The organism is Palleronia caenipelagi (assembly GCF_007004065.1).
GTDB classification, from domain to species: Bacteria; Pseudomonadota; Alphaproteobacteria; order Rhodobacterales; family Rhodobacteraceae; genus Palleronia; species Palleronia caenipelagi.
Genome location: NZ_VFSV01000004.1, coordinates 32,602 through 51,915, shown reverse-complemented (window position 1 = coordinate 51,915; position 19,314 = coordinate 32,602). Strand labels below are relative to the sequence as shown.

At 60.0% G+C, this 19,314-nt stretch carries 16 protein-coding genes and 1 tRNA gene; 12 read left to right on the top strand and 5 right to left on the bottom strand.

Annotation, left to right across the window (positions count from 1 at the left end):
- The first annotated feature begins 10 nt into the window (after positions 1 to 10).
- The 7 genes from hemJ to FEV53_RS03090 all read left to right on the top strand — a co-directional run bounded on the left by hemJ (position 11) and on the right by FEV53_RS03090 (position 7,285).
- Complete coding sequence (gene hemJ, locus FEV53_RS03120; RefSeq protein WP_142833365.1) at positions 11 to 460, top strand: protoporphyrinogen oxidase HemJ; 450 nt, start codon at positions 11 to 13, stop codon at positions 458 to 460.
- 115 nt (positions 461 to 575) lie between these two features.
- On the top strand, positions 576 to 1,847 hold the full coding sequence (gene rho / locus FEV53_RS03115) for a transcription termination factor Rho (RefSeq protein ID WP_142833364.1): 1,272 nt from the start codon (positions 576 to 578) through the stop codon (positions 1,845 to 1,847).
- A gap of 15 nt (positions 1,848 to 1,862) precedes the next feature.
- Entirely contained in the window at positions 1,863 to 3,125 is a 1,263-nt protein-coding gene (mnmE, locus tag FEV53_RS03110) for a tRNA uridine-5-carboxymethylaminomethyl(34) synthesis GTPase MnmE (protein ID WP_142833363.1), read from the top strand.
- Between the two features lies 1 nt (position 3,126).
- Entirely contained in the window at positions 3,127 to 4,995 is a 1,869-nt protein-coding gene (gene mnmG, locus FEV53_RS03105; protein WP_142833362.1) for a tRNA uridine-5-carboxymethylaminomethyl(34) synthesis enzyme MnmG, read from the top strand.
- Positions 4,992 to 5,585, top strand: coding sequence for a 16S rRNA (guanine(527)-N(7))-methyltransferase RsmG (gene rsmG, locus FEV53_RS03100; RefSeq protein WP_142833361.1), 594 nt, complete (start codon positions 4,992 to 4,994; stop codon positions 5,583 to 5,585). Before mnmG ends, rsmG begins: the two co-directional genes overlap by 4 nt.
- Complete coding sequence (locus tag FEV53_RS03095; protein ID WP_142833474.1) at positions 5,569 to 6,384, top strand: ParA family protein; 816 nt, start codon at positions 5,569 to 5,571, stop codon at positions 6,382 to 6,384. The genes rsmG and FEV53_RS03095 overlap by 17 nt, the downstream gene beginning before the upstream one ends.
- Entirely contained in the window at positions 6,377 to 7,285 is a 909-nt protein-coding gene (locus tag FEV53_RS03090) for a ParB/RepB/Spo0J family partition protein (protein ID WP_142833360.1), read from the top strand. The genes FEV53_RS03095 and FEV53_RS03090 overlap by 8 nt, the downstream gene beginning before the upstream one ends.
- Here the strand turns inward: FEV53_RS03090 and hemW are convergent.
- From hemW to rph, 3 genes are read right to left on the bottom strand one after another with little or no spacing between them, the layout of a single operon-like run.
- Entirely contained in the window at positions 7,282 to 8,409 is a 1,128-nt protein-coding gene (gene hemW / locus FEV53_RS03085) for a radical SAM family heme chaperone HemW (protein ID WP_142833359.1), read from the bottom strand. The genes FEV53_RS03090 and hemW overlap by 4 nt on opposite strands.
- On the bottom strand, positions 8,393 to 9,001 hold the full coding sequence (rdgB, locus tag FEV53_RS03080) for an RdgB/HAM1 family non-canonical purine NTP pyrophosphatase (protein WP_142833358.1): 609 nt from the start codon (positions 8,999 to 9,001) through the stop codon (positions 8,393 to 8,395). Before rdgB ends, hemW begins: the two co-directional genes overlap by 17 nt.
- The gene (gene rph / locus FEV53_RS03075) at positions 8,998 to 9,708 is read right to left on the bottom strand and encodes a ribonuclease PH (RefSeq protein ID WP_142833357.1); all 711 of its coding nucleotides are present in this window, start codon (positions 9,706 to 9,708) and stop codon (positions 8,998 to 9,000) included. Before rph ends, rdgB begins: the two co-directional genes overlap by 4 nt.
- Positions 9,709 to 9,778: 70 nt before the next feature.
- On the opposite strand from rph, the gene hrcA reads away from it, so the two are divergent.
- Complete coding sequence (gene hrcA / locus FEV53_RS03070; protein ID WP_142833356.1) at positions 9,779 to 10,849, top strand: heat-inducible transcriptional repressor HrcA; 1,071 nt, start codon at positions 9,779 to 9,781, stop codon at positions 10,847 to 10,849.
- A gap of 16 nt (positions 10,850 to 10,865) precedes the next feature.
- Positions 10,866 to 11,516, top strand: a complete 651-nt coding sequence (locus tag FEV53_RS03065; protein ID WP_142833355.1) for a nucleotide exchange factor GrpE — start codon at positions 10,866 to 10,868, stop codon at positions 11,514 to 11,516.
- A 6-nt stretch (positions 11,517 to 11,522) separates the two neighbouring features.
- Here the strand turns inward: FEV53_RS03065 and mutS are convergent, their stop codons facing one another.
- On the bottom strand, positions 11,523 to 14,162 hold the full coding sequence (mutS, locus tag FEV53_RS03060; protein ID WP_142833354.1) for a DNA mismatch repair protein MutS: 2,640 nt from the start codon (positions 14,160 to 14,162) through the stop codon (positions 11,523 to 11,525).
- 161 nt (positions 14,163 to 14,323) lie between these two features.
- Here mutS and FEV53_RS03055 point away from each other — a divergent pair, with 161 nt between their 5' ends.
- The 3 genes from FEV53_RS03055 (at position 14,324) to FEV53_RS03045 (ending at position 18,218) form a co-directional block, all read left to right on the top strand.
- Positions 14,324 to 16,576: an NADP-dependent malic enzyme gene (locus FEV53_RS03055; protein WP_185962078.1), complete on the top strand. Its 2,253-nt coding sequence runs from the start codon at positions 14,324 to 14,326 to the stop codon at positions 16,574 to 16,576.
- Positions 16,577 to 16,668: 92 nt separating this feature from the next.
- Positions 16,669 to 16,745 (top strand) — tRNA-Met (locus tag FEV53_RS03050).
- Between the two features lie 255 nt (positions 16,746 to 17,000).
- Entirely contained in the window at positions 17,001 to 18,218 is a 1,218-nt protein-coding gene (locus FEV53_RS03045) for an argininosuccinate synthase (RefSeq protein ID WP_142833353.1), read from the top strand.
- A 37-nt stretch (positions 18,219 to 18,255) separates the two neighbouring features.
- Here the strand turns inward: FEV53_RS03045 and FEV53_RS03040 are convergent, their stop codons facing one another.
- Complete coding sequence (locus FEV53_RS03040) at positions 18,256 to 19,296, bottom strand: NADP-dependent oxidoreductase (RefSeq protein ID WP_142833352.1); 1,041 nt, start codon at positions 19,294 to 19,296, stop codon at positions 18,256 to 18,258.
- Positions 19,297 to 19,314: the final 18 nt, after the last annotated feature.

Genomic DNA, 19,314 nt, shown 5'->3' with positions numbered 1-19,314 from the left:
AGAAGACCTCATGACCGATTTACTCGCTTCGTCCTATGTCTGGATCAAAGTTCTGCACATCCTGTCCTTCGTGTCGTGGATGGCAGGGTTGTTCTACTTACCTCGGTTGTTTGTGTACCATGTCGAGCGCGCTAAAGGTAATCCTGCCACGGAGGACATCTTTCAGGTCATGGAGCGGAGGTTGCTCAAGGCGATCATGAACCCGGCGATGATCTCAACGTGGCTGTTCGGTCTTTTGCTGATCGGGACAGGGGCCGTGAACTGGCTTTCGGTTTGGCCCTGGGTGAAAGCCATCGCTGTGATTGCTATGACCTGGTTTCACATGTGGTGTGCGACAGAACGGAAGAAGCTTGCTGCCGGTGAATATAACAAAAGTGGGCGCGCGTATCGGATGTGGAACGAATTTCCGACGTTGCTCCTCGTGGTCATTGTCATCTCGGTTGTTGCAAAGCCGTTTTGATTGACATCCTGAGCACGTAAGGCTAACTGGCGCTGCTCACCGTCCGGTGGGCGTCTTCCCGTTTTATGACATCACCATCGATTGCGGCCGGTTGATCCGGCATTGAGGATCTCCCATGAGCGATGATCGCCTGAACCTGTCTGACCTCAAAGCTCAGAGCCCCAAAGATCTTTTGGCACTGGCCGAAGAACTGGAGATTGAAAACGCATCGACGATGCGCAAGGGCGAGATGATGTTCTCGATCCTCAAAGAGCGTGCTGATGATGACTGGATCATTGGCGGGGACGGGGTTCTGGAAGTGCTTCAGGACGGATTCGGGTTCCTGCGGTCGCCCGAGGCAAACTACCTTCCGGGTCCGGATGACATCTATGTCAGCCCTGAGATGATCCGCCGCTATGCTTTGCGCACGGGGGATACGGTCTCTGGGGTGATCCGTGGTCCTGATGAGAACGAGCGCTATTTCGCGCTGATAGAGGTTGAGAGCATCAACTTTGAAGAGCCGTCCAAAGCGCGTCATAAAGTGGCATTCGATAACCTGACGCCGCTTTACCCTGATGAGCGGTTAAACATGGAAATCGACGATCCGACGCTGAAGGACCGTTCGGCCCGGATAATCGACCTCGTGGCGCCGATCGGCAAAGGGCAACGCTCCCTGATCGTTGCGCCGCCGCGGACGGGTAAGACGGTTTTGCTGCAAAACATTGCCCATAGCATCGAGCGGAACCATCCAGAGTGCTACCTGATCGTCCTGTTGATCGATGAACGCCCCGAAGAAGTCACGGATATGCAGCGCTCAGTAAAGGGCGAGGTTGTTTCCTCCACCTTTGACGAGCCCGCCTCCCGGCACGTTGCTGTGAGCGATATGGTGATTGAGAAGGCCAAGCGTTTGGTCGAACACAAGCGAGATGTTGTGATCTTGCTCGACTCGATCACAAGACTTGGCCGTGCCTTCAACACAACTGTGCCGTCCTCGGGCAAGGTTCTCACCGGTGGTGTGGATGCCAACGCGTTGCAACGCCCGAAGCGCTTCTTTGGCGCGGCCCGGAACATCGAAGAAGGTGGATCCCTGACCATCATCGCCACAGCACTGATTGATACCGGCAGCCGGATGGACGAGGTGATTTTCGAGGAGTTCAAAGGGACGGGTAACAGCGAGATTGTTTTGGATCGCAAGGTTGCGGATAAGCGCGTCTACCCGGCCATGGACATCCTCAAATCAGGCACCCGGAAGGAAGATTTGCTGGTCTCCAAACCGGATCTTCAGAAAACCTATGTGTTGCGTCGGATTTTGAACCCGATGGGCACGACGGATGCCATCGAATTCCTGATCGGGAAACTGAAGCAGACCAAGACGAACCAGGAATTCTTCGACTCAATGAATACCTAAAGAGGCTTGCCCGCCATGGACACGATCTATGCCCTGGCAACGGCGCCAGGTAAGGCGGGTGTTGCTGTAATCCGGTTAACCGGCCCTCGGTCCTTCGATGTTGCGGGCGCCATGTGTGGGTCTTTGCCCATGGCGCGACAGGCGGCTTTGCGGAAAATCCGCAGCAAGGATGGAGACCTCCTGGATACCGCTCTGGTGCTGGTCTTCGAGAAAGGGGCGAGCTTTACCGGGGAAGATGTCGTTGAATTCCAGGTTCACGGATCTCAAGCGGTCATTCAGGCGATTCTCCGCGAACTGGCCCAGGATCTGAGGCTGGCGGACCCTGGGGAATTTACTCGGCGTGCATTGGAGAATGGTTGCCTCGATCTTGTTCAGGTGGAGGCGCTTGCTGATCTGATTGACGCGGAGACAGAGTTTCAGCGGCAACAAGCGCAAGAGGTCTTGTCTGGGGCGTTGTCGAAACGTGTGGACGGGTGGCGGCGCGCGCTTGTTGATGCCGCAGCGTTGCTCGAGGCGACAATCGACTTTGCCGATGAAGACGTCCCCATGGACGTGGTGCCCGACGTTGAGCGCTTGTTGGGTGCAGTTGTGGCAGATCTTAAGACGGAGTTGCGTGGAAGCGATGCGGCGGAACGAATCCGGGATGGCTTCGAGGTTGCGATTATGGGGCCGCCGAATGCAGGAAAATCGACCCTACTGAACGCGATTGCCCGTCGAAATGTGGCTCTGACGTCCGATATCGCCGGAACTACGCGGGATGTAATCGAACTCCGCGTCGACTTGAACGGGCTGCCCGTTACATTCCTTGATACAGCGGGCCTTCGGGAAACCAGCGATCCGTTGGAGGCTGCTGGCATTGATCTGGCGGTCGCGCGTGCCGAGCGGGCGAACCTGCGTATTTGGTTGAGCACCGGATCCGACGACCTTGTTCCGGAGGTGGATCGGGTGATTGTTGCGAAGGATGACAACGGTCAGCAGGGAGGGGTGTCTGGTGCAACGGGGGCTGGGGTTACAAGCCTTTTGGATTGGATCGCGGACACATTACTGGAACGGGTCCCACAGCAGCATCTTTTGATACGAGACCGCCATGTCGCGGCAATGGAGGGCGCGCTGAATGGCTTGCTGGAATCGCTTGAAATGATTAGGCGTGAAGAGGTCCCGGAGCTGATCGCTTTGGAGATCCGGCAAGCTTCGCAAGCGTTGTCAGAGATCGTCGGTGACGTGGACGTGGAAGATCTGTTGGACAGTATTTTCTCGCGATTCTGTATCGGTAAGTAGGATGTTTCACGTGAAACACACAAAGATTATCGTTGTCGGAGGAGGTCACGCGGGCGTGGAGGCGGCGGGTGCTGCCGCCCGAATGGGCGCCGACGTGTCGTTGGTAACCTTGAATAAGGCAGCAATCGGCGCGATGTCCTGCAATCCGGCGATTGGCGGTCTCGGCAAGGGACATCTGGTCCGCGAGGTCGATGCGCTGGATGGTATCATGGGGCGGGCAGCGGATGCTGCCGGGATTCACTACCGTCTCTTGAACCGTTCAAAAGGCCCTGCTGTTCAAGGTCCTCGCGCGCAGATGGACCGAGCCCTCTATCGTGCTGCTGTGCAGGCGGCTGTGGCCGCGCATGGGATTGAGGTGATCGAGGATCAAGTCGTCGATCTTTGCGTCCAGGATGGGCGCGTTGTTGGGGTGGTGACGACGCAGCATGGCGATCTGAGCGCCGATGCGGTTGTTTTGACCACAGGGACCTTCCTGGGAGGAGTCATTCACATCGGCCGCGAGATGCGAAGTGGTGGCCGTATGGGCGAGGACGCGTCGTCGGCTTTGGCGAAGCGCCTGCGGTCCTTGGGTCTTCCGATGGGGCGCCTCAAGACAGGAACGCCGCCACGTCTGCGGAAAGATAGCATCGACTGGGATAGTTTAGAATCCCAACCGGGCGACTCCGAACCCGTGATGCTCTCTTTTCTCAGTAAGGCACCGGCTGCGCGGCAAATCCACTGCGGGATCACGCATACGAATTCGAAAACCCACGAGATCATCCGTGCAAACCTCGCCGAGTCTGCGATGTATTCCGGGAACATCACAGGTTCTGGGCCGCGTTATTGCCCGTCGATTGAAGACAAAATATCGAGGTTTGCCGACAAGGATTCCCATCAGGTTTTTCTTGAGCCTGAAGGACTTAACGACAACACGGTGTATCCTAACGGAATTTCAACGTCGCTGTCTGCTGAAGTCCAGCTTGATTACGTGAGATCTATTGCTGGATTGGAGCGGGCTGAAATTGTGCAGCCAGGCTATGCGATTGAGTATGACTATGTTGATCCGCGCGCCCTTGATGCAACCTTGCAACTCAAGGCGCTTCCAGGCTTGTGGCTAGCCGGTCAGATCAATGGGACGACGGGATACGAAGAGGCTGCAGCGCAAGGCCTTGTCGCAGCAATGTTTGCCGTCTGCTCTGCGAGAGACGAGCCGATGGAGATATTCTCGCGATCAAATTCTTATATTGGCGTGCTGATCGACGATCTGATTCATCGCGGAGTGACGGAGCCTTATCGGATGTTCACGTCGCGCGCGGAGTTCCGGCTGTCGCTGAGAGCGGACAATGCGGATCAGCGTTTGACGCCGATTGGTGTCGATCTCGGCGTTGTCACTGCGGAACGTCATTCGGCCTTCGAAGCAAAGTTGCGGTCGTTGGATGAGGGGCGGCGGGTGCTGGGTCGCGACACCTACTCAAGCAAAGAAGCCCGGTCCGTTGGGATTGAGTTGGCGCTTGATGGAAGTAAGCGGACGGGGCTTGAACTTCTCGGATTGCCAAAGGTCGAGATCGGTCAGGTGTGTGAATTGGTCGAGGGCGCCAGTGATTTGCCAGCAGATGTCCTCGCACAGCTGCACCGCGAAGCGATCTATGCCAAGTATCTGGAGCGTCAGCAACGCGATGTTGATCGTCTTCGGTCCGAAGAAACGACTGAAATTCCTCGGGATTTGGATTTCGCTGCGATCCATGGATTGTCTGCTGAACTGAAAGAGAAATTGCGCAAGGCCCAGCCGACATCGATTGCGTCTGCTCGAAAGGTTGAGGGTGTAACGCCAGCGGCTTTGAACGCAATTCTTCTTGCTCTACGAAGCCGTGAGATCAGACTACGAGCATGACACATGTTTCACGTGAAACACAGGAGCGGCTCGAAGAATTTGCGGATCTTGTCAGACAGTGGAACCCGCGGATAAACCTTGTCGCAAGATCCACTCTAGCCGACCTCTGGGCTCGTCATGTAGAGGACTCACTGCAAGTATCTTTGATTCCGGCTGAAGACGTCTCCGCCTGGTGCGATATCGGTAGCGGTGGCGGATTTCCCGGTGTCGTTGTGGCCATCGCTCGTCCAGAAATATCCGTCACACTTATCGAATCAGATCTCAGAAAGGCGACATTTCTGCGTCACGCCTGTCGCACCTTGTCGCTGAATGCACGCGTACTATCGGATCGGATTGAGAACGTAGAGCCCCAGGCCGCCCCGGTGGTGTCTGCCAGAGCCTTGGCGCCATTGACAGATCTTCTCGGGCTGGCATCACGGCACGGAATGGCGACGACGCGCTATCTATTTCCCAAGGGGGTCCGTCACGAAGAGGAAATAAGAATTGCCCGAAAAGACTGGTCTTTCCACATTGACCTGATCCCTTCAGCCATTGAAAAGGGATCTGTCATCCTTGACCTTCAGAGAGTTCAGCGTGTCTCAGCACGATAAATCAGCCCCACGTATTGTTGCCATCGCCAACCAAAAAGGTGGCGTGGGCAAAACGACGACAGCTATCAATTTGGGCGCTGGTCTGGCGCTCAAAGGCCATAAAACCTTGGTGATTGATCTGGATCCTCAGGGCAATGCTTCCACGGGCTTGGGGGTCGAGCCGGACCAGCGTGTTCTGACCACATACGACTTGCTTTTAGAGGGCAAAACGCTCGCTGATACCATGGTGAGCACGGAGATCGAAAATCTCTATGTTGTTCCGTCAACAGCGGATCTGAGTTCCGCAGATCTTGAGCTCCACTCCAGGTCGCGCCGGGCCTCTTTGCTGGACAACATTTTGGCGCACAGCTCGACCCGCGAGCAGGGTCTCGATTTCATCCTCATCGACTGCCCGCCGTCTCTGTCTCTTTTGACGGTGAACGCGATGGTCGCCGCTGATGCCGTTCTGGTACCGTTGCAAAGTGAGTTCTTTGCGCTCGAGGGTCTCTCGCAGCTGATGATGACCATCCGGGAAATCCGGCAGACCGCGAACCCGGATCTCGCCATCGAAGGTGTCCTTTTGACCATGTACGATGGTCGGAACCGGCTGGCGCAAGCTGTCATGAACGATGCACGCGAGACACTTGGAGATCTCGTATATAATACGATCATCCCCAGAAACGTGCGGATCAGCGAAGCGCCGTCTCACGCTCAGACCATTCACCAGTATGATCCCTCTTCGAAGGGAAGCGTGGCCTATATGCGACTGGTCCACGAGTTTCTTGAGCGTAACAATGTGACGGGAGGGGTTCATGCCTGAACGAAAGGAACGGCGCGGACTGGGACGTGGTTTGTCGGCACTGATGGCAGACCTTGAGCCGGTAGCAGCACAACCGGATGCGGTCGCTCCGGCTGGTCGTTCCGGGGACAGGCTCGACATTGCCATCGAGTTGATTGAGCCGAACCCGGAGCAGCCCCGGAGATCCTTCACGGAAAGCGACCTTGAAGATCTGACGGCGTCTATCCGGCAGCACGGCATCATCCAGCCTTTGATAATCCGCCGGCACCCTGAACGGTCTGAGCGGTTCCAGATTGTAGCAGGGGAGCGGCGCTGGCGGGCAGCGCAGCGAGCAGCGCTCCACCAGGTTCCTGCTATCATTCGTGATTTTTCGGACTCAGAGGTTCTGGAAGTTGCGATCATCGAGAACATACAGCGCGCTGATCTCAATCCGATCGAAGAGGCGAATGGCTATCGACAGCTGATGTCGCAGTTCGGCCACACGCAAGAGAAGCTGGCCGAGGCCCTTGGAAAGAGCCGCTCGCATATTGCGAACTCTCTGAGGCTTCTGAAGCTGCCAGTGGACGTTCTCGCTAAGATTGAATCGGGTGAATTGACCGCAGGCCATGCGAGGGCCTTGATTACCTCTGATGACGCGACCGAATTGGCGCATCAGGTCGTATCACAGAACCTGTCCGTTCGCGAAACCGAGCAGTTGGTTCGTGCCGGCAAGCAGCCTGCAAAGCCCCGTCGAACTGCGCATCGACCGACCGAAAAAGACGCAGATACACGTGCGTTGGAGTTGGATCTGTCTGCGCATCTTGGTCTGACTGTCCGGGTAGATCACGTTCCCGAGACAGAGCGCGGCAAGTTGGTGATTTCCTACGCGAACTTGTCTGAGCTGGATGATCTTTGCCGCTTGCTATCAGGTGAGCGTTCCTAGACAAGAATGTCGCGAAGAATGGCGTTGAGCAGCGGTCGTCCGGTACTGGTTGCGCGGACGTGATTTTCTGTGACCTCCACAAGCTCCAAGTCAGTCAAGCTATTCAACTTCCTGAAGTAATCTTTGAGAAGAGAGGCTGGGATGCCCTCGGAGAGACGCAGTCCCATCATGATCCGCTCTTCGAGAATTTCACTGGATTTCATTGCGGTTTGAATGTCGGGCGCGTCGCCGGACTCGATCTGGGCAATCCACTTCGCAGGTATGCGCTCAGCCTCGGTTGCGAAACGCGTTCCGTCTTGCAGAACGCGCCCGTGCGCGCCGGGGCCGATTCCCACATAGTCTCCACCACGCCAGTAGATGAGGTTGTGGCGGCTCTCGGCGCCGGGCTGAGCGTGGTTGGAGACTTCATAGGCAGGAAGCCCAGCGTTTGTGGTCATCTCCTGCGTCACATCCCACATATCGGCGGCAAGATCTTCGCCAGGAAGCCCGGGAAGACGCCCGTGGTTGGCTCGGTCGCCGAAAGCGGTGCCTTGTTCAATCGTGAGTTGATAAAGGGACAAATGATCGGGAGCCATACCCAAGGCTTCGTTCAACTCCGATCGCCAGTTTTCAAGCGTCTGAAACTGTCGCGCGTAGATGAGGTCAAAGCTGACCCGATCGAAGCAAGTGCGGGCCACTTCGAGCGCTCTGAGTGCGCCTTTGCTGTCATGCAGGCGTCCCAAACGCTTCAGATCGGTGTCGTTCAAGGCCTGCACCCCAAGCGAGACGCGGTTCACCCCGGCGATCCGATATCCCGTGAAGCGATCGGCCTCCACAGAGGTTGGGTTGGCTTCGAGCGTGATCTCCGCATCGTTGGCCAGCGTCCAGACCCTCTGCGCTGCTGCGATCACGGCCTCGACCGTTTGCGGTCGCATCAGGCTGGGGGTGCCGCCGCCAAAAAAGATCGTCTTGACCCGCGCACCGGGTAGTGCTGCGCCGTAGCGTTCAATTTCCGTTACCAGAGCCTGCGCCCAGCGGCTCTGATCCACACGTGCCACGACGTGTGAGTTGAAGTCGCAATAGGGGCATTTAGCCTGACAGAACGGCCAGTGAACATAAAGCCCGATCTCAGTCGAAGAGGCCATTCACCAGCTTTCGGAACGCATCGGCCCGGTGGGAAATGCGGTTCTTTTCCCAGCGATCCATTTCGCCAAACGTCTCATCGCGACCTTCTGGTTGGAAAATCGGGTCATAGCCATGCCCTTGGTCGCCGCGTCCCGGCCAGACGATCTGACCCGGCATGACACCGGGAAAAACCTCGTCGTGACCGTCGGGCCAAGCCATAACCAATGTGCAGCAAAACCGCGCTGTCCAGGGCTTTGGCGCGTTTCCGGCGACCAGCTCGTCATGGGCGCGTGCCATGGCCATTGCAAAATCACGGCCCGTGGGTGTCTCGGCCCAGTCTGCCGTATAGACGCCCGGTTTCCCGTCCAACCCATCGATTTCAATGCCGGAATCATCCGCCAGTGCCGGTAAACCTGTTGCCTTGGCGGCAGCGTGGGCCTTGATCCGGGCATTCTCGACGAATGTTGTGCCTGTTTCCTCTGGCTCGGGCAGATCGTGGTCCCGGTTGCTGCTGATCGTCAGCCCATAGGGCGAGAGGAGATCGCCGATCTCCTCCAGCTTTCCAGTGTTGTGGGTAGCGACAACGAGCCGATCCCCGGTGAATTTCCTCATGCGATTGCAGCCCTTTGTGCCTCGATCAGCGCCTTTGTACCTTCTTCGGCAAGATCCATCAGGCTGTTTAGTTGAGCCCGGCTAAAGGTGGTGCCTTCGCCACTCATCTGAACCTCGACCAGTTGCCCGGAACCCGTGAGGATGAAGTTGCCGTCCACGGCGGCTTCGCTGTCCTCGGGGTAGTCGAGATCGAGGATTGTCTGGCCCGCATAGACGCCGCAGCTCACAGCCGCCACGTGGTCCATGATCGGGTCGGTCGTTACTTTTCCGGCCTTCATCAGCTTGTTGACCGCCAGCCGCAGGGCGACCCAGCCACCGGTGATCGAGGCACAGCGGGTGCCGCCATCGGCCTGAATCACGTCGCAATCGATGGTGATCTGCCGTTCGCCCAATGCCTGCATGTCCACGCCTGCCCGAAGCGCCCGGCCGATCAGACGCTGGATCTCCTGGGTCCGGCCGCTCTGACCGTTCTTGGCTTCGCGACGGCTCCGGGTGTGGGTGGAGCGCGGGAGCATCCCGTATTCCGCCGTCACCCAGCCCTTGCCGGAGCCCTTCATCCAGGGGGGCACGCGCTCTTCAAGAGAGGCAGTGCAGAGCACATGAGTGTCACCGCAGCGGATCAGGCAAGAACCCTCTGCATGGCGGGTCACGCCTGTTTCAATTGAAATCGCGCGCATTTCGTTTAGCTGTCTGCCGGAAGGCCGCATGTTCATTTCCCCATTCTTTGGAGATCTGATAAGTCTCCGACCCACTAAGGCGCAACCCGGCAAACCGCAGATGACAGAAGACCGCTCACCCTCCACGCTAATCAGCGAGATGAATGACCGCACCCGAGAGGTGTTCCGGCGTGTAGTCGAGGGCTATCTGGACACCGGCGAGCCGGTTGGATCGCGGACGCTGACCCGCTCGATGACGGAGAAGGTCTCTGCGGCCACGATCCGCAACGTAATGCAGGATCTGGAGTTTCTGGGCCTTCTGGAATCACCACACACCTCCGCCGGACGACTGCCGACGCAGAGCGGGTTGCGGCTGTTTGTCGATGGTCTGTTGGAGGTCAGCGAGCTGGGCGAGGCCGACCGCGCCCGCATCGATGAGACCATGGGCACCAATGAGAGCGATGTCTCGATGCTGCTCGATCGGGTTGGCTCGGCGCTGTCCGGGGTGACGGCGGGGGCCAGCCTCGTCCTCGCGCCGCGTCACGAAGCCCCGATCCGTCACGTGGAATTTGTGTCTTTGGCCGCGGACCGGGCGTTGGTGGTGTTGGTTTTTGCCGATGGTCACGTGGAAAACCGTGTCTTCGCGCCGCCACCGGGTCAGACGCCGTCCTCCATGCGCGAGGCGGCGAATTTCCTGAACGCTATTGCGGAGGGCCGCACGCTCTCGGAGCTGCGGACCAGAATGAAGGATGAAATTCAGCGCCACCGGCAGCAGCTCGACCAGCTGGCTCAGGTGATGGTGGATGCTGGAATCGCCGTCTGGGAAGATGAAGGTGAACCCACGGAACGACTGATCGTGCGGGGCCGGGCGAATTTGCTCGAGGGTTTCGATGACAGCGATCTGGACCGGGTGCGGGTGCTGTTCGAAGATCTTGAGCGCAAGCGCGACATCGCGGAATTCCTGCAACTGGCCGAGGACGGGCAGGGGGTGCGCATTTTCATTGGTTCCGAGAACAAGCTTTTCTCACTTTCCGGTTCCTCTTTGGTCGTGTCTCCTTATATGAACTCGGATCGCAAGATCATCGGTGCGGTCGGTGTCATCGGTCCTACGCGGCTGAATTACGGCCGGATCGTGCCGATTGTGGATTATACGGCTCAACTGGTAGGGCGGCTGCTCTCCGGTCGGGGTTGAGAAGACGGAAACAGAGATGGCAGACAAAAACGAGAACGACATCGAAGCTGAGATGGAAGCGCTCCACGACGCGGAAACCGGTGTGTCCGAGGCGGACAAGGTCAAGCGGAAGAAAGCCGAGCCCGCGGTGGAGGAGCTGCTGGATCTGGATGCGCTTGCAAATGAAGATGTTGACCAGGGGTTCGTGGACGACGTGACCGCCGAACTCGAAGAACTGCGAGCCGAACGGGACGAGTATAAAGAGCGCTTCATGCGCGCTTTGGCGGATGCCGAGAATTCGCGCAAGCGCGCGGATCGCGAGCGGCGCGAGGCGCAGCAATATGGCGGGTCGAAGATGGCCCGGGATATGCTGCCGGTCTATGACAACCTTCAGCGGGCCGTCGCTGCTATCCCGGAGGAAAACCGCGAAGCCAATGCCGCGCTGATCGAGGGTGTCGAACTGACCCTGCGCGAGCTGCAGAACGTGTTCCGCAAGCACGGGGTCGAGGTCGTCTCGCCCCAGTTGGGTGACAAATTCGACCCTAAGATGCACGAAGCCATGTTCGAGGCGCCGGTTCCGGGCACCAAGGCCGGTGAGATCATTCAGGTGATGGCCGAGGGTTTCATGATCCACGACCGTCTGCTGCGTGCGGCTCAGGTCGGCGTCAGCTCCACCCCCGCGTCCTGATCGCGGTCAGGTGAGGCCCTTGAGTTCGTAGAGCAGATCAAGGGCCTCTCTGGGTGTCAGCTCGTCGGGGTGAATCTCTGATAACCGATCTGTGAGAGCCGAGTTGACAGGCGCCGGGGAGGACGCAGGCGCCGCTGCGGGTGCGGCAGAGAACAGCGGCAAATCGTCGATCACCGTTGTCTTGCGGGTGTTGCGCTCGCCTTCTTCCAGTGCTTCCAGAACGACCTTGGCCCGTGCGATCACCGCGTCTGGCAGCCCCGCGAGCCGCGCCACTTGCACACCATAGGAACGGTCTGCATTGCCGTGCCGCACCTCGTGCAGGAAGATCACTTCTCCCTCCCATTCCTTAACCACCATGGTCGCGGTGCGCACTCCGTCGAGCCGGTCTGCGAGGCGGGTCATTTCGTGGTAATGGGTGGCAAAGAGCGCGCGACAGCGGTTCACGTCATGCAGGTGTTCGAGCGTCGCCCAGGCGATGGACAATCCGTCATAGGTTGCCGTCCCGCGCCCGATCTCGTCGAGGATCACCAGCGCGTTTTTATCCGCCTGGTTCAGGATTGCGGCTGTTTCGACCATTTCAACCATGAAGGTTGAGCGCCCGCGCGCCAGATCATCGGAGGCACCGACCCGGCTGAACAACTGCGATACCAGCCCGATCTGAGCCCGCTTAGCCGGGACATAGCCGCCCGCCTGCGCGAGCAGGGAAATGAGGGCATTCTGCCGCAAAAAGGTCGATTTACCCGCCATGTTCGGGCCCGTCAGCAGCCAGCAAGCGGGGCCAGCACCTTCGGACAAATCGCAATCGTTGGCGATGAAGGGCTGACCTCCTTGCGCCCTGAGTGCACGCTCAACGACCGGATGGCGACCACCTTCGATGAGGAACCGCTGGCTCTGGTCCAGCTCGGGGCGGCTCCAGTCCTCGCTCTGTGCCAACGCCGCCCATGCACTTGCCACGTCGAGTTCGGCCAGGGCGCGGGCGGTGTCACCAATTTCTGAGGCGACTCTCAGCACCCGGCGGCAAAGCTCGCCAAAGATCCGCTTTTCGATCTCCAGCGCGCGGCTGCCCGCGTTCAGGATGCGCCGCTCCAGATCGCTCAGATCCACCGTGGTAAAGCGTATGGCGTTGGCGGTGGTCTGGCGGTGGATGAAGCGCTCAGACAGCGGCGGGGCCATCAGTTTCGGGCCGTGGGTCGAAGTCACCTCGATGAAATAGCCCAGCACGTTGTTGTGCTTGATCTTAAGGGAGGTCACGCCGCTGTCTTCGGCGTAGTCCTTTTGCATCCCCGCAATGACCGAGCGGCCTTCGTCCCGAAGCCGCCGCGCCTCGTCGAGCTCTTCGTCCACACCGCTGGCCAGAAAGCCGCCGTCGCGGGTCAGGGCGGGGGGATCAGCGATCAGGGCGGAATCGAGGATGTTGGCCAGTTCATCATGGCCTGTGAGAGCGGCACCCAGATTGGCGATGGTTTCGGGAGTCCCGTCCTGCTCGGCGATGACACCCGCCAGCGCCTCGGCCTGAGCCAGCCCGTCGCGGATCGCGGCCAGATCCCGCGGACCGCCACGCTCCAGCGACAGACGGGAGAGCGCCCGATCCATGTCGGGCACCGCGCGCAGGGATTCGCGGACGGTCTCGCAGAACCGGGGCGCCTCGACAAAGCCCGTGACGCCGCTTTGCCAGCGCTGGATGGTGCCGAGGTCCCGGGAGGGCGCGGTGATACGGCGTTCCAGCAGCCGCCCGCCCGCTGCTGTCACCGTCCGGTCCACCGCCCAGAGCAGCGAACCCTGTCGTCCACCAGACAGCGCGTGGGTCAGTTCCAGATTGCGCAGCGTCGCGGCGTCGATCTGGACCAGCGCGCCTGGATCTTCGCGCAAGGGCGGGCGGAGCAGGGGGATTTTGCCTTTCTGTGTGATGTCGAGATAGTCGACCAACGCGGCCAGTGCGGAAATCTCCGCCCGGGTAAAGTTGCCAAAGGCCTCCATCCCGCCAACGTTCCACGTGGAACAAAGCCTCTTTTCCCCGTTTACGGTGTCAAACGACCCGCGCGACAGGGCGGTGATCGCGGCACCTGCCTCTTCGATGACCGGGCGCAGCTCCTGTTCCATGGCGTCGGCCACCAGCACCTCACGCGGTGCCAGACGGGCCAGTTCGCGACCAAGCGCGACGCGGGGGCAGGGGGTCGTGCGCAGCTCACCTGTCGAGATATCGACCCAGGCCAGCGCCGCCTCGTCCCGCACTTCGGACCAGGCCACGAGGTAGTTGTGCTGCCGCGCGTTCAGGAGGCTGTCCTCGGTCAGCGTACCGGGCGTGACCAGCCGCACCACGTCGCGTTTGACCACCGATTTCGAGCCGCGTTTCTTCGCCTCGGAGGGGTCCTCCATCTGCTCGCAGACGGCAACGCGGAATCCCTTGCGGATCAGGGTTAGCAGGTAGCCTTCGGCGGCGTGAACCGGGACGCCGCACATGGGGATGTCCTGTCCCAGATGCTTGCCGCGTTTGGTCAGGGCGATATCCAGCGCCTGCGCCGCCGCGCCCGCATCGTCGAAGAACAGCTCGTAGAAATCGCCCATCCGGTAGAACAGCAAAGCGTCCGGGTAGCCCGCCTTGATCTCCAGATATTGCGCCATCATCGGCGTCGGTTGGTCGGCCATTCTGATCTCCCAGCACTCGGGTTTGTGCCTAGCGCGGATAAGAACGACGTCCAAGGGGGCGCTTCCCCAAGGTTTTGCGCCCGCGCGGGCGCTAACAGACGTACGCGGGGCTGGAAGTTGCGGCGCGTGTGGTGTCACAAGGGATGAAGACCGGAGGTATCATGTCCAAGAAATTCACCGACGAAGAAGCCCTGCGCTTCCACATGGAGCCCCGCCCGGGCAAATTCGACATCGCCGCCAGCGTGCCCATGTCCACGCAGCGAGATCTCAGCCTCGCCTATTCGCCCGGTGTTGCCGTGCCGTGCGAGCGGATCTTTGAGGAGCCGGGGCTGGCCTATGACTACACGAACAAGGGCAACCTCGTCGCGGTGATCTCCAACGGCACGGCGGTGCTGGGCCTCGGCAACCTCGGAGCGCTGGCGTCCAAGCCGGTGATGGAGGGCAAGTCGGTGCTCTTCAAACGCTTCGCTGACGTGAACTCTATCGATATTGAACTGGCGACCGAAGACCCGGACGCGTTCTGTCAGGCCGTCCGGCTGATGGAGCCGACTTTCGGAGGCATCAACCTCGAAGACATCAAGGCGCCCGAGTGCTTCGAGATCGAGAGCCGCCTGAAGGAAGAGATGGATATTCCCGTCTTCCACGACGACCAGCATGGCACGGCGGTGATCTGCGCGGCAGGGCTGATTAATGCCCTGCATCTGTCAGGTAAGCGTATCGAAGATGTGCGCATCGTCCTGAACGGTGCCGGTGCGGCGGGGATTGCCTGTCTGGAGCTGCTCAAGGCTATGGGCGCCCGGCACAACAACTGCATCATGTGCGACACCAAGGGCGTGATCTATCGGGGCCGCTCCGAGGGCATGAACCAGTGGAAATCTGCCCATGCGGCTGCCACGGATCTGCGCACGCTCGAAGAAGCCATGAAGGGCGCGGATGTGTTCCTCGGCGTATCGGTCAAGGGTGCAGTGACCCCGGCCATGGTCGAGAGCATGGCCGAGAACCCGGTGATCTTCGCCATGGCGAACCCCGATCCCGAGATCACGCCCGAGGAGGCTCAGGCCGTCCGCCCGGATGCGATCGTCGCCACGGGCCGGTCCGATTATCCCAATCAGGTCAACAACGTGCTGGGCTTCCCCTACTTGTTCCGGGGGGCTCTCGACATCCATGCGCGCGCGATCAACGACGATATGAAGATCGCCTGTGCCCGTGCTCTGGCCGAGCTGGCACGGGAGGATGTGCCGGACGAGGTGGCGCTGGCCTACGGGCGCAGCCTGAAATTCGGGCGCGATTACATCATCCCGACCCCGTTTGATCCCCGCCTGATCTGGCGTGTGCCGCCCGCCGTGGCACGGGCCGGGATGGATACCGGTGTCGCCCGCCGGCCCATCGTCGATATGGAGGGATACACCCGCAGCCTCCAGGCGCGGATGGATCCGACGTCTTCGATCCTGCAAAGCCTCTTTGCGCGTGCCCGGGTGCGTCAGGCGCGGATGATCTTTGCCGAGGGCGACGATATCCGGGTGCTGAAGGCTGCTATTGCCTATGTCCGTGAGGGCCTTGGGGAAGCCGCGGTGATCGGGCGCGAGGCGGATGTTCGTCAGAAACTGGCTGCCGAGGGTCTTGAGGACTCGATTGGCCTCATCGAGATCGTCAATGCGGCCAATACCGAGCATCTGGAGACCTATAAATCGCACTTGTACGGGCGCTTGCAACGCAAAGGCTATGACCGGGCCGATGTGCATCGGATGGCGGCGCGGGACCGGCATGTGTTCTCTGCTTGTATGCTCGCTCATGGGCACGGGGATGCGATGGTCACGGGCGCCACACGGAAATCAGCTCATGTGCTCGACCAGATCAACATGGTGTTCGATGCGCGCGCGACAGATGGTGCGGTAGGGATCACCGCCGTGATCCGGGGCAACCGCATCGTGCTTATCGCCGATACGCTGGTCCATGAGTGGCCCGACCAGGAAGATCTGGCCAACATCGCGGAGCGCGCCGCAGCGGTGGCACGGGGTCTGGGTCTTGAACCGCGCGTCGCCTTCGTCTCATTTTCGACTTTTGGCTATCCGGTGTCTGAGCGGGCTGAAAAGATGCATCTGGCCCCGGGTATTCTCGATAAGCGCGGCGTCGATTTTGAGTATGACGGCGAGATGACGGTGGATGTGGCGCTGAACGCCGATGTTCTAACTCAATACCCGTTCTGCCGCCTGTCGGGTCCGGCCAATATTCTTGTGGTGCCCGCGCGCCACTCGGCCTCAATCTCGGTCAAATTGATGCAGGAGATCGGCGGCGCAACGATCATCGGGCCGATTCTGACTGGCGTCGGGAAACCGATCCAGGTGGCGTCGAGCAATATGGGCGCGTCCGATATCCTTAACATGGCAGTGATCGCGGCTTGCGATATGGGGTGAGCCATGCGTTGAGCACATGGCTGTCATGCGAGTGAGATGGTTGGAGGCCCCTTGCGGGCGGTCGGGGAATTGGCTATCCCACACGAACTTGGCGCGGGATGGAGCAGCCCGGTAGCTCGTCAGGCTCATAACCTGAAGGTCGTAGGTTCAAATCCTACTCCCGCAACCAAGTTTATAACGGCTGCAAAAAACCCCGGTTTCCGAGCAGGAACCCGGGGTTTTTGTTTTGTGTCTATCCCGCGGAGAAGCGTGTCCGACGACGAACTTTTGGCTGTAGGTAGGCACATTAGAGCCGGCTGTGCCGCTGCCAATGCGCTGAATGCAACGATTTCACTGACGTCCGCCACTCAGGCTTACCTTGCCCGGGACGACCAAACGGGCTAAGCGCCTTGGCGTCCAGATAACCATGCAAACGGGGGTCCCGATGGCCGCACCCAAGAAAGTCGTTCTCGCCTATTCCGGGGGTCTCGATACCTCGATCATCCTGAAGTGGCTGCAGACCGAATATGGCTGTGAGGTGGTGACCTTTACCGCCGATCTGGGGCAGGGCGAAGAGCTGGAGCCTGCGCGCAAGAAAGCCGAGATGATGGGCGCCTCTGCCATCTATATCGAGGATCTGCGCGAGGAATTCGTCCGTGATTTTGTCTTTCCCATGTTCCGCGCCAACGCGGTCTATGAGGGGCTCTACCTGCTGGGCACGTCTATCGCCCGTCCGCTGATCTCCAAACGTCTGGTCGAGATTGCCGAGGCCGAGGGCGCTGATGCGGTGGCCCATGGCGCGACCGGTAAGGGCAACGATCAGGTGCGTTTCGAACTGGCCGCCTATGCCCTGAACCCCGAGATCAAGGTCATTGCCCCGTGGCGTGAATGGGATCTGACCAGTCGGACGAAGCTCATCGACTTCGCCGAAAAGAACCAGATCCCGATTGCCAAGGACAAGCGCGGTGAGGCACCGTTCTCGGTCGATGCGAACCTCCTGCACACCTCGTCGGAGGGAAAGGTTCTGGAAGATCCCGCTGAAGACGCGCCCGATTACGTGTATCAGCGCACGGTGAACCCCGAGGATGCGCCCGACACGCCGGAATTCGTCGAGATCGGGTTCGAGAAGGGCGACGCGGTCAGCATCAATGGCGAGGCGATGTCCCCCGCCACCGTCCTGACGAAGCTGAACGAGCTGGGCGGCAAGCACGGAATCGGGAGACTCGATCTGGTCGAGGGGCGCTTTGTCGGTATGAAATCCCGCGGCATCTACGAGACCCCCGGCGGTACCATTCTGCTGGAGGCCCATCGCGGTATCGAGCAGATCACGCTGGACCGGGGCGCGGCGCATCTCAAGGACGAACTCATGCCGCGCTATGCCGAGCTGATCTATAACGGCTTCTGGTTCAGCCCCGAGCGCGAGATGCTACAGGCGCTGATCGACAAGAGCCAGGAGCACGTCACGGGCACGGTCCGGGTGAAGCTCTACAAAGGCTCCGCGCGCACCGTGGGTCGCTGGTCGGATCATTCGCTCTACTCCGAGGCCCACGTGACCTTCGAGGACGATGCAGGTGCCTATGATCAGAAAGACGCGGCGGGCTTTATCCAGCTTAACGCCCTGCGTCTGAAACTGCTCGCCGCCCGCAACAAGCGGCTCGGCTGAGCGAAACGGGGGCGGGCCAGCCGCCCCCGATCTGCCTTCAGGCAGCGTCTTCGGTAATGCGGATCACCCGCTTGCCGAAATTCTCGCCCCGCAGCACCTGATTGAGCGCCTCGGGCGCGTCTTCGAGACCATCGGTCATGTGTTCCAGATAGTGGAGCTTGCCCTCCGCGACCCAGCCCGACATCTGACTCATGAAGTCACCGTAAAGATGGCCGAAATCGTCGAAGATGATGTAGCCCCGCACGGTCACGCGGGATTGCAGGAACTTTGCCATGACGAGGCCGGTCCGATCACGCCCCTCGCTGGGCTCGTCGGCGTTGTTATAAGTCGCGATGGTGCCACAGAGCGGGATTCGGGCGCCCATGTTCAGAAGCGGCAGCACTGCGTCAAACACCCTGCCACCGACATTCTCGAAATAGATGTCGATGCCATCGGGCGTAGCCTTGGCGAGCTGTTCTTCGAAATCGGCGGCCTTGTGGTCGATACAGGCGTCGAAACCGAAGTTTTCCATCGCATAGGCGCATTTCTCCGGTCCCCCGGCAACACCGACGACACGCAGGCCGAGGAGCTTGCCGATCTGCCCAACCGCAGATCCCACGGGGCCGGTGGCGGCGGCGACCACGAGGGTCTCACCTTCTTTTGGCTGTCCGATCTGGGTCAGCCCGGCCCAGGCGGTAAAGCCCGGCATCCCGAGGATACCCAGCGCCCAGGATTTGTTGCCCATGTCGGTTTTCAGCGGAAAGGTCAGTGCACCGTCTGACAGGGCGTAATCCTGCCAGCCGCCGGTGGTCACGACCCAGTCTCCCTTGGCGTAGTCGGGGTGGCGGGAGTCCACCACCTGCGACACGGTGCCGCCGATCATCACCTCGTTCAGCGCGACGGGCTCGGCATAGGATTTCCGGTCATCGAGGCGGCCCCGCATATAGGGGTCGAGGGACAGGTAATGGTTGCGCAGCAACATCTGGCCCTCGGCGGGGGCGGGGATGTCGGTGGTTTCCAGCCGGAACGTATCCGGGCTGGGCTCGCCTGTGGGGCGTTTGTTCAGGACGAAGCGGCGGTTCGTAGCGTCTTGTGCCATGGGGGTCTCCGATGTGTA

What these genes read in the sequence shown, in the direction of transcription:
- hemJ (WP_142833365.1), top strand. Translation starts at nt 11, where the DNA reads ATGACCGATTTACTCGCTTCGTCCTATGTCTGGATCAAAGTTCTGCAC.
- rho (WP_142833364.1), top strand. Translation starts at nt 576, where the DNA reads ATGAGCGATGATCGCCTGAACCTGTCTGACCTCAAAGCTCAGAGCCCC.
- mnmE (WP_142833363.1), top strand. Translation starts at nt 1,863, where the DNA reads ATGGACACGATCTATGCCCTGGCAACGGCGCCAGGTAAGGCGGGTGTT.
- mnmG (WP_142833362.1), top strand. Translation starts at nt 3,127, where the DNA reads ATGTTTCACGTGAAACACACAAAGATTATCGTTGTCGGAGGAGGTCAC.
- rsmG (WP_142833361.1), top strand. Translation starts at nt 4,992, where the DNA reads ATGACACATGTTTCACGTGAAACACAGGAGCGGCTCGAAGAATTTGCG.
- FEV53_RS03090 (WP_142833360.1), top strand. Translation starts at nt 6,377, where the DNA reads ATGCCTGAACGAAAGGAACGGCGCGGACTGGGACGTGGTTTGTCGGCA.
- hemW (WP_142833359.1), bottom strand. Translation starts at nt 8,409, where the DNA reads ATGGCCTCTTCGACTGAGATCGGGCTTTATGTTCACTGGCCGTTCTGT.
- rdgB (WP_142833358.1), bottom strand. Translation starts at nt 9,001, where the DNA reads ATGAGGAAATTCACCGGGGATCGGCTCGTTGTCGCTACCCACAACACT.
- rph (WP_142833357.1), bottom strand. Translation starts at nt 9,708, where the DNA reads ATGCGGCCTTCCGGCAGACAGCTAAACGAAATGCGCGCGATTTCAATT.
- hrcA (WP_142833356.1), top strand. Translation starts at nt 9,779, where the DNA reads ATGACAGAAGACCGCTCACCCTCCACGCTAATCAGCGAGATGAATGAC.
- FEV53_RS03065 (WP_142833355.1), top strand. Translation starts at nt 10,866, where the DNA reads ATGGCAGACAAAAACGAGAACGACATCGAAGCTGAGATGGAAGCGCTC.
- mutS (WP_142833354.1), bottom strand. Translation starts at nt 14,162, where the DNA reads ATGGCCGACCAACCGACGCCGATGATGGCGCAATATCTGGAGATCAAG.
- FEV53_RS03055 (WP_185962078.1), top strand. Translation starts at nt 14,324, where the DNA reads ATGTCCAAGAAATTCACCGACGAAGAAGCCCTGCGCTTCCACATGGAG.
- FEV53_RS03045 (WP_142833353.1), top strand. Translation starts at nt 17,001, where the DNA reads ATGGCCGCACCCAAGAAAGTCGTTCTCGCCTATTCCGGGGGTCTCGAT.
- FEV53_RS03040 (WP_142833352.1), bottom strand. Translation starts at nt 19,296, where the DNA reads ATGGCACAAGACGCTACGAACCGCCGCTTCGTCCTGAACAAACGCCCC.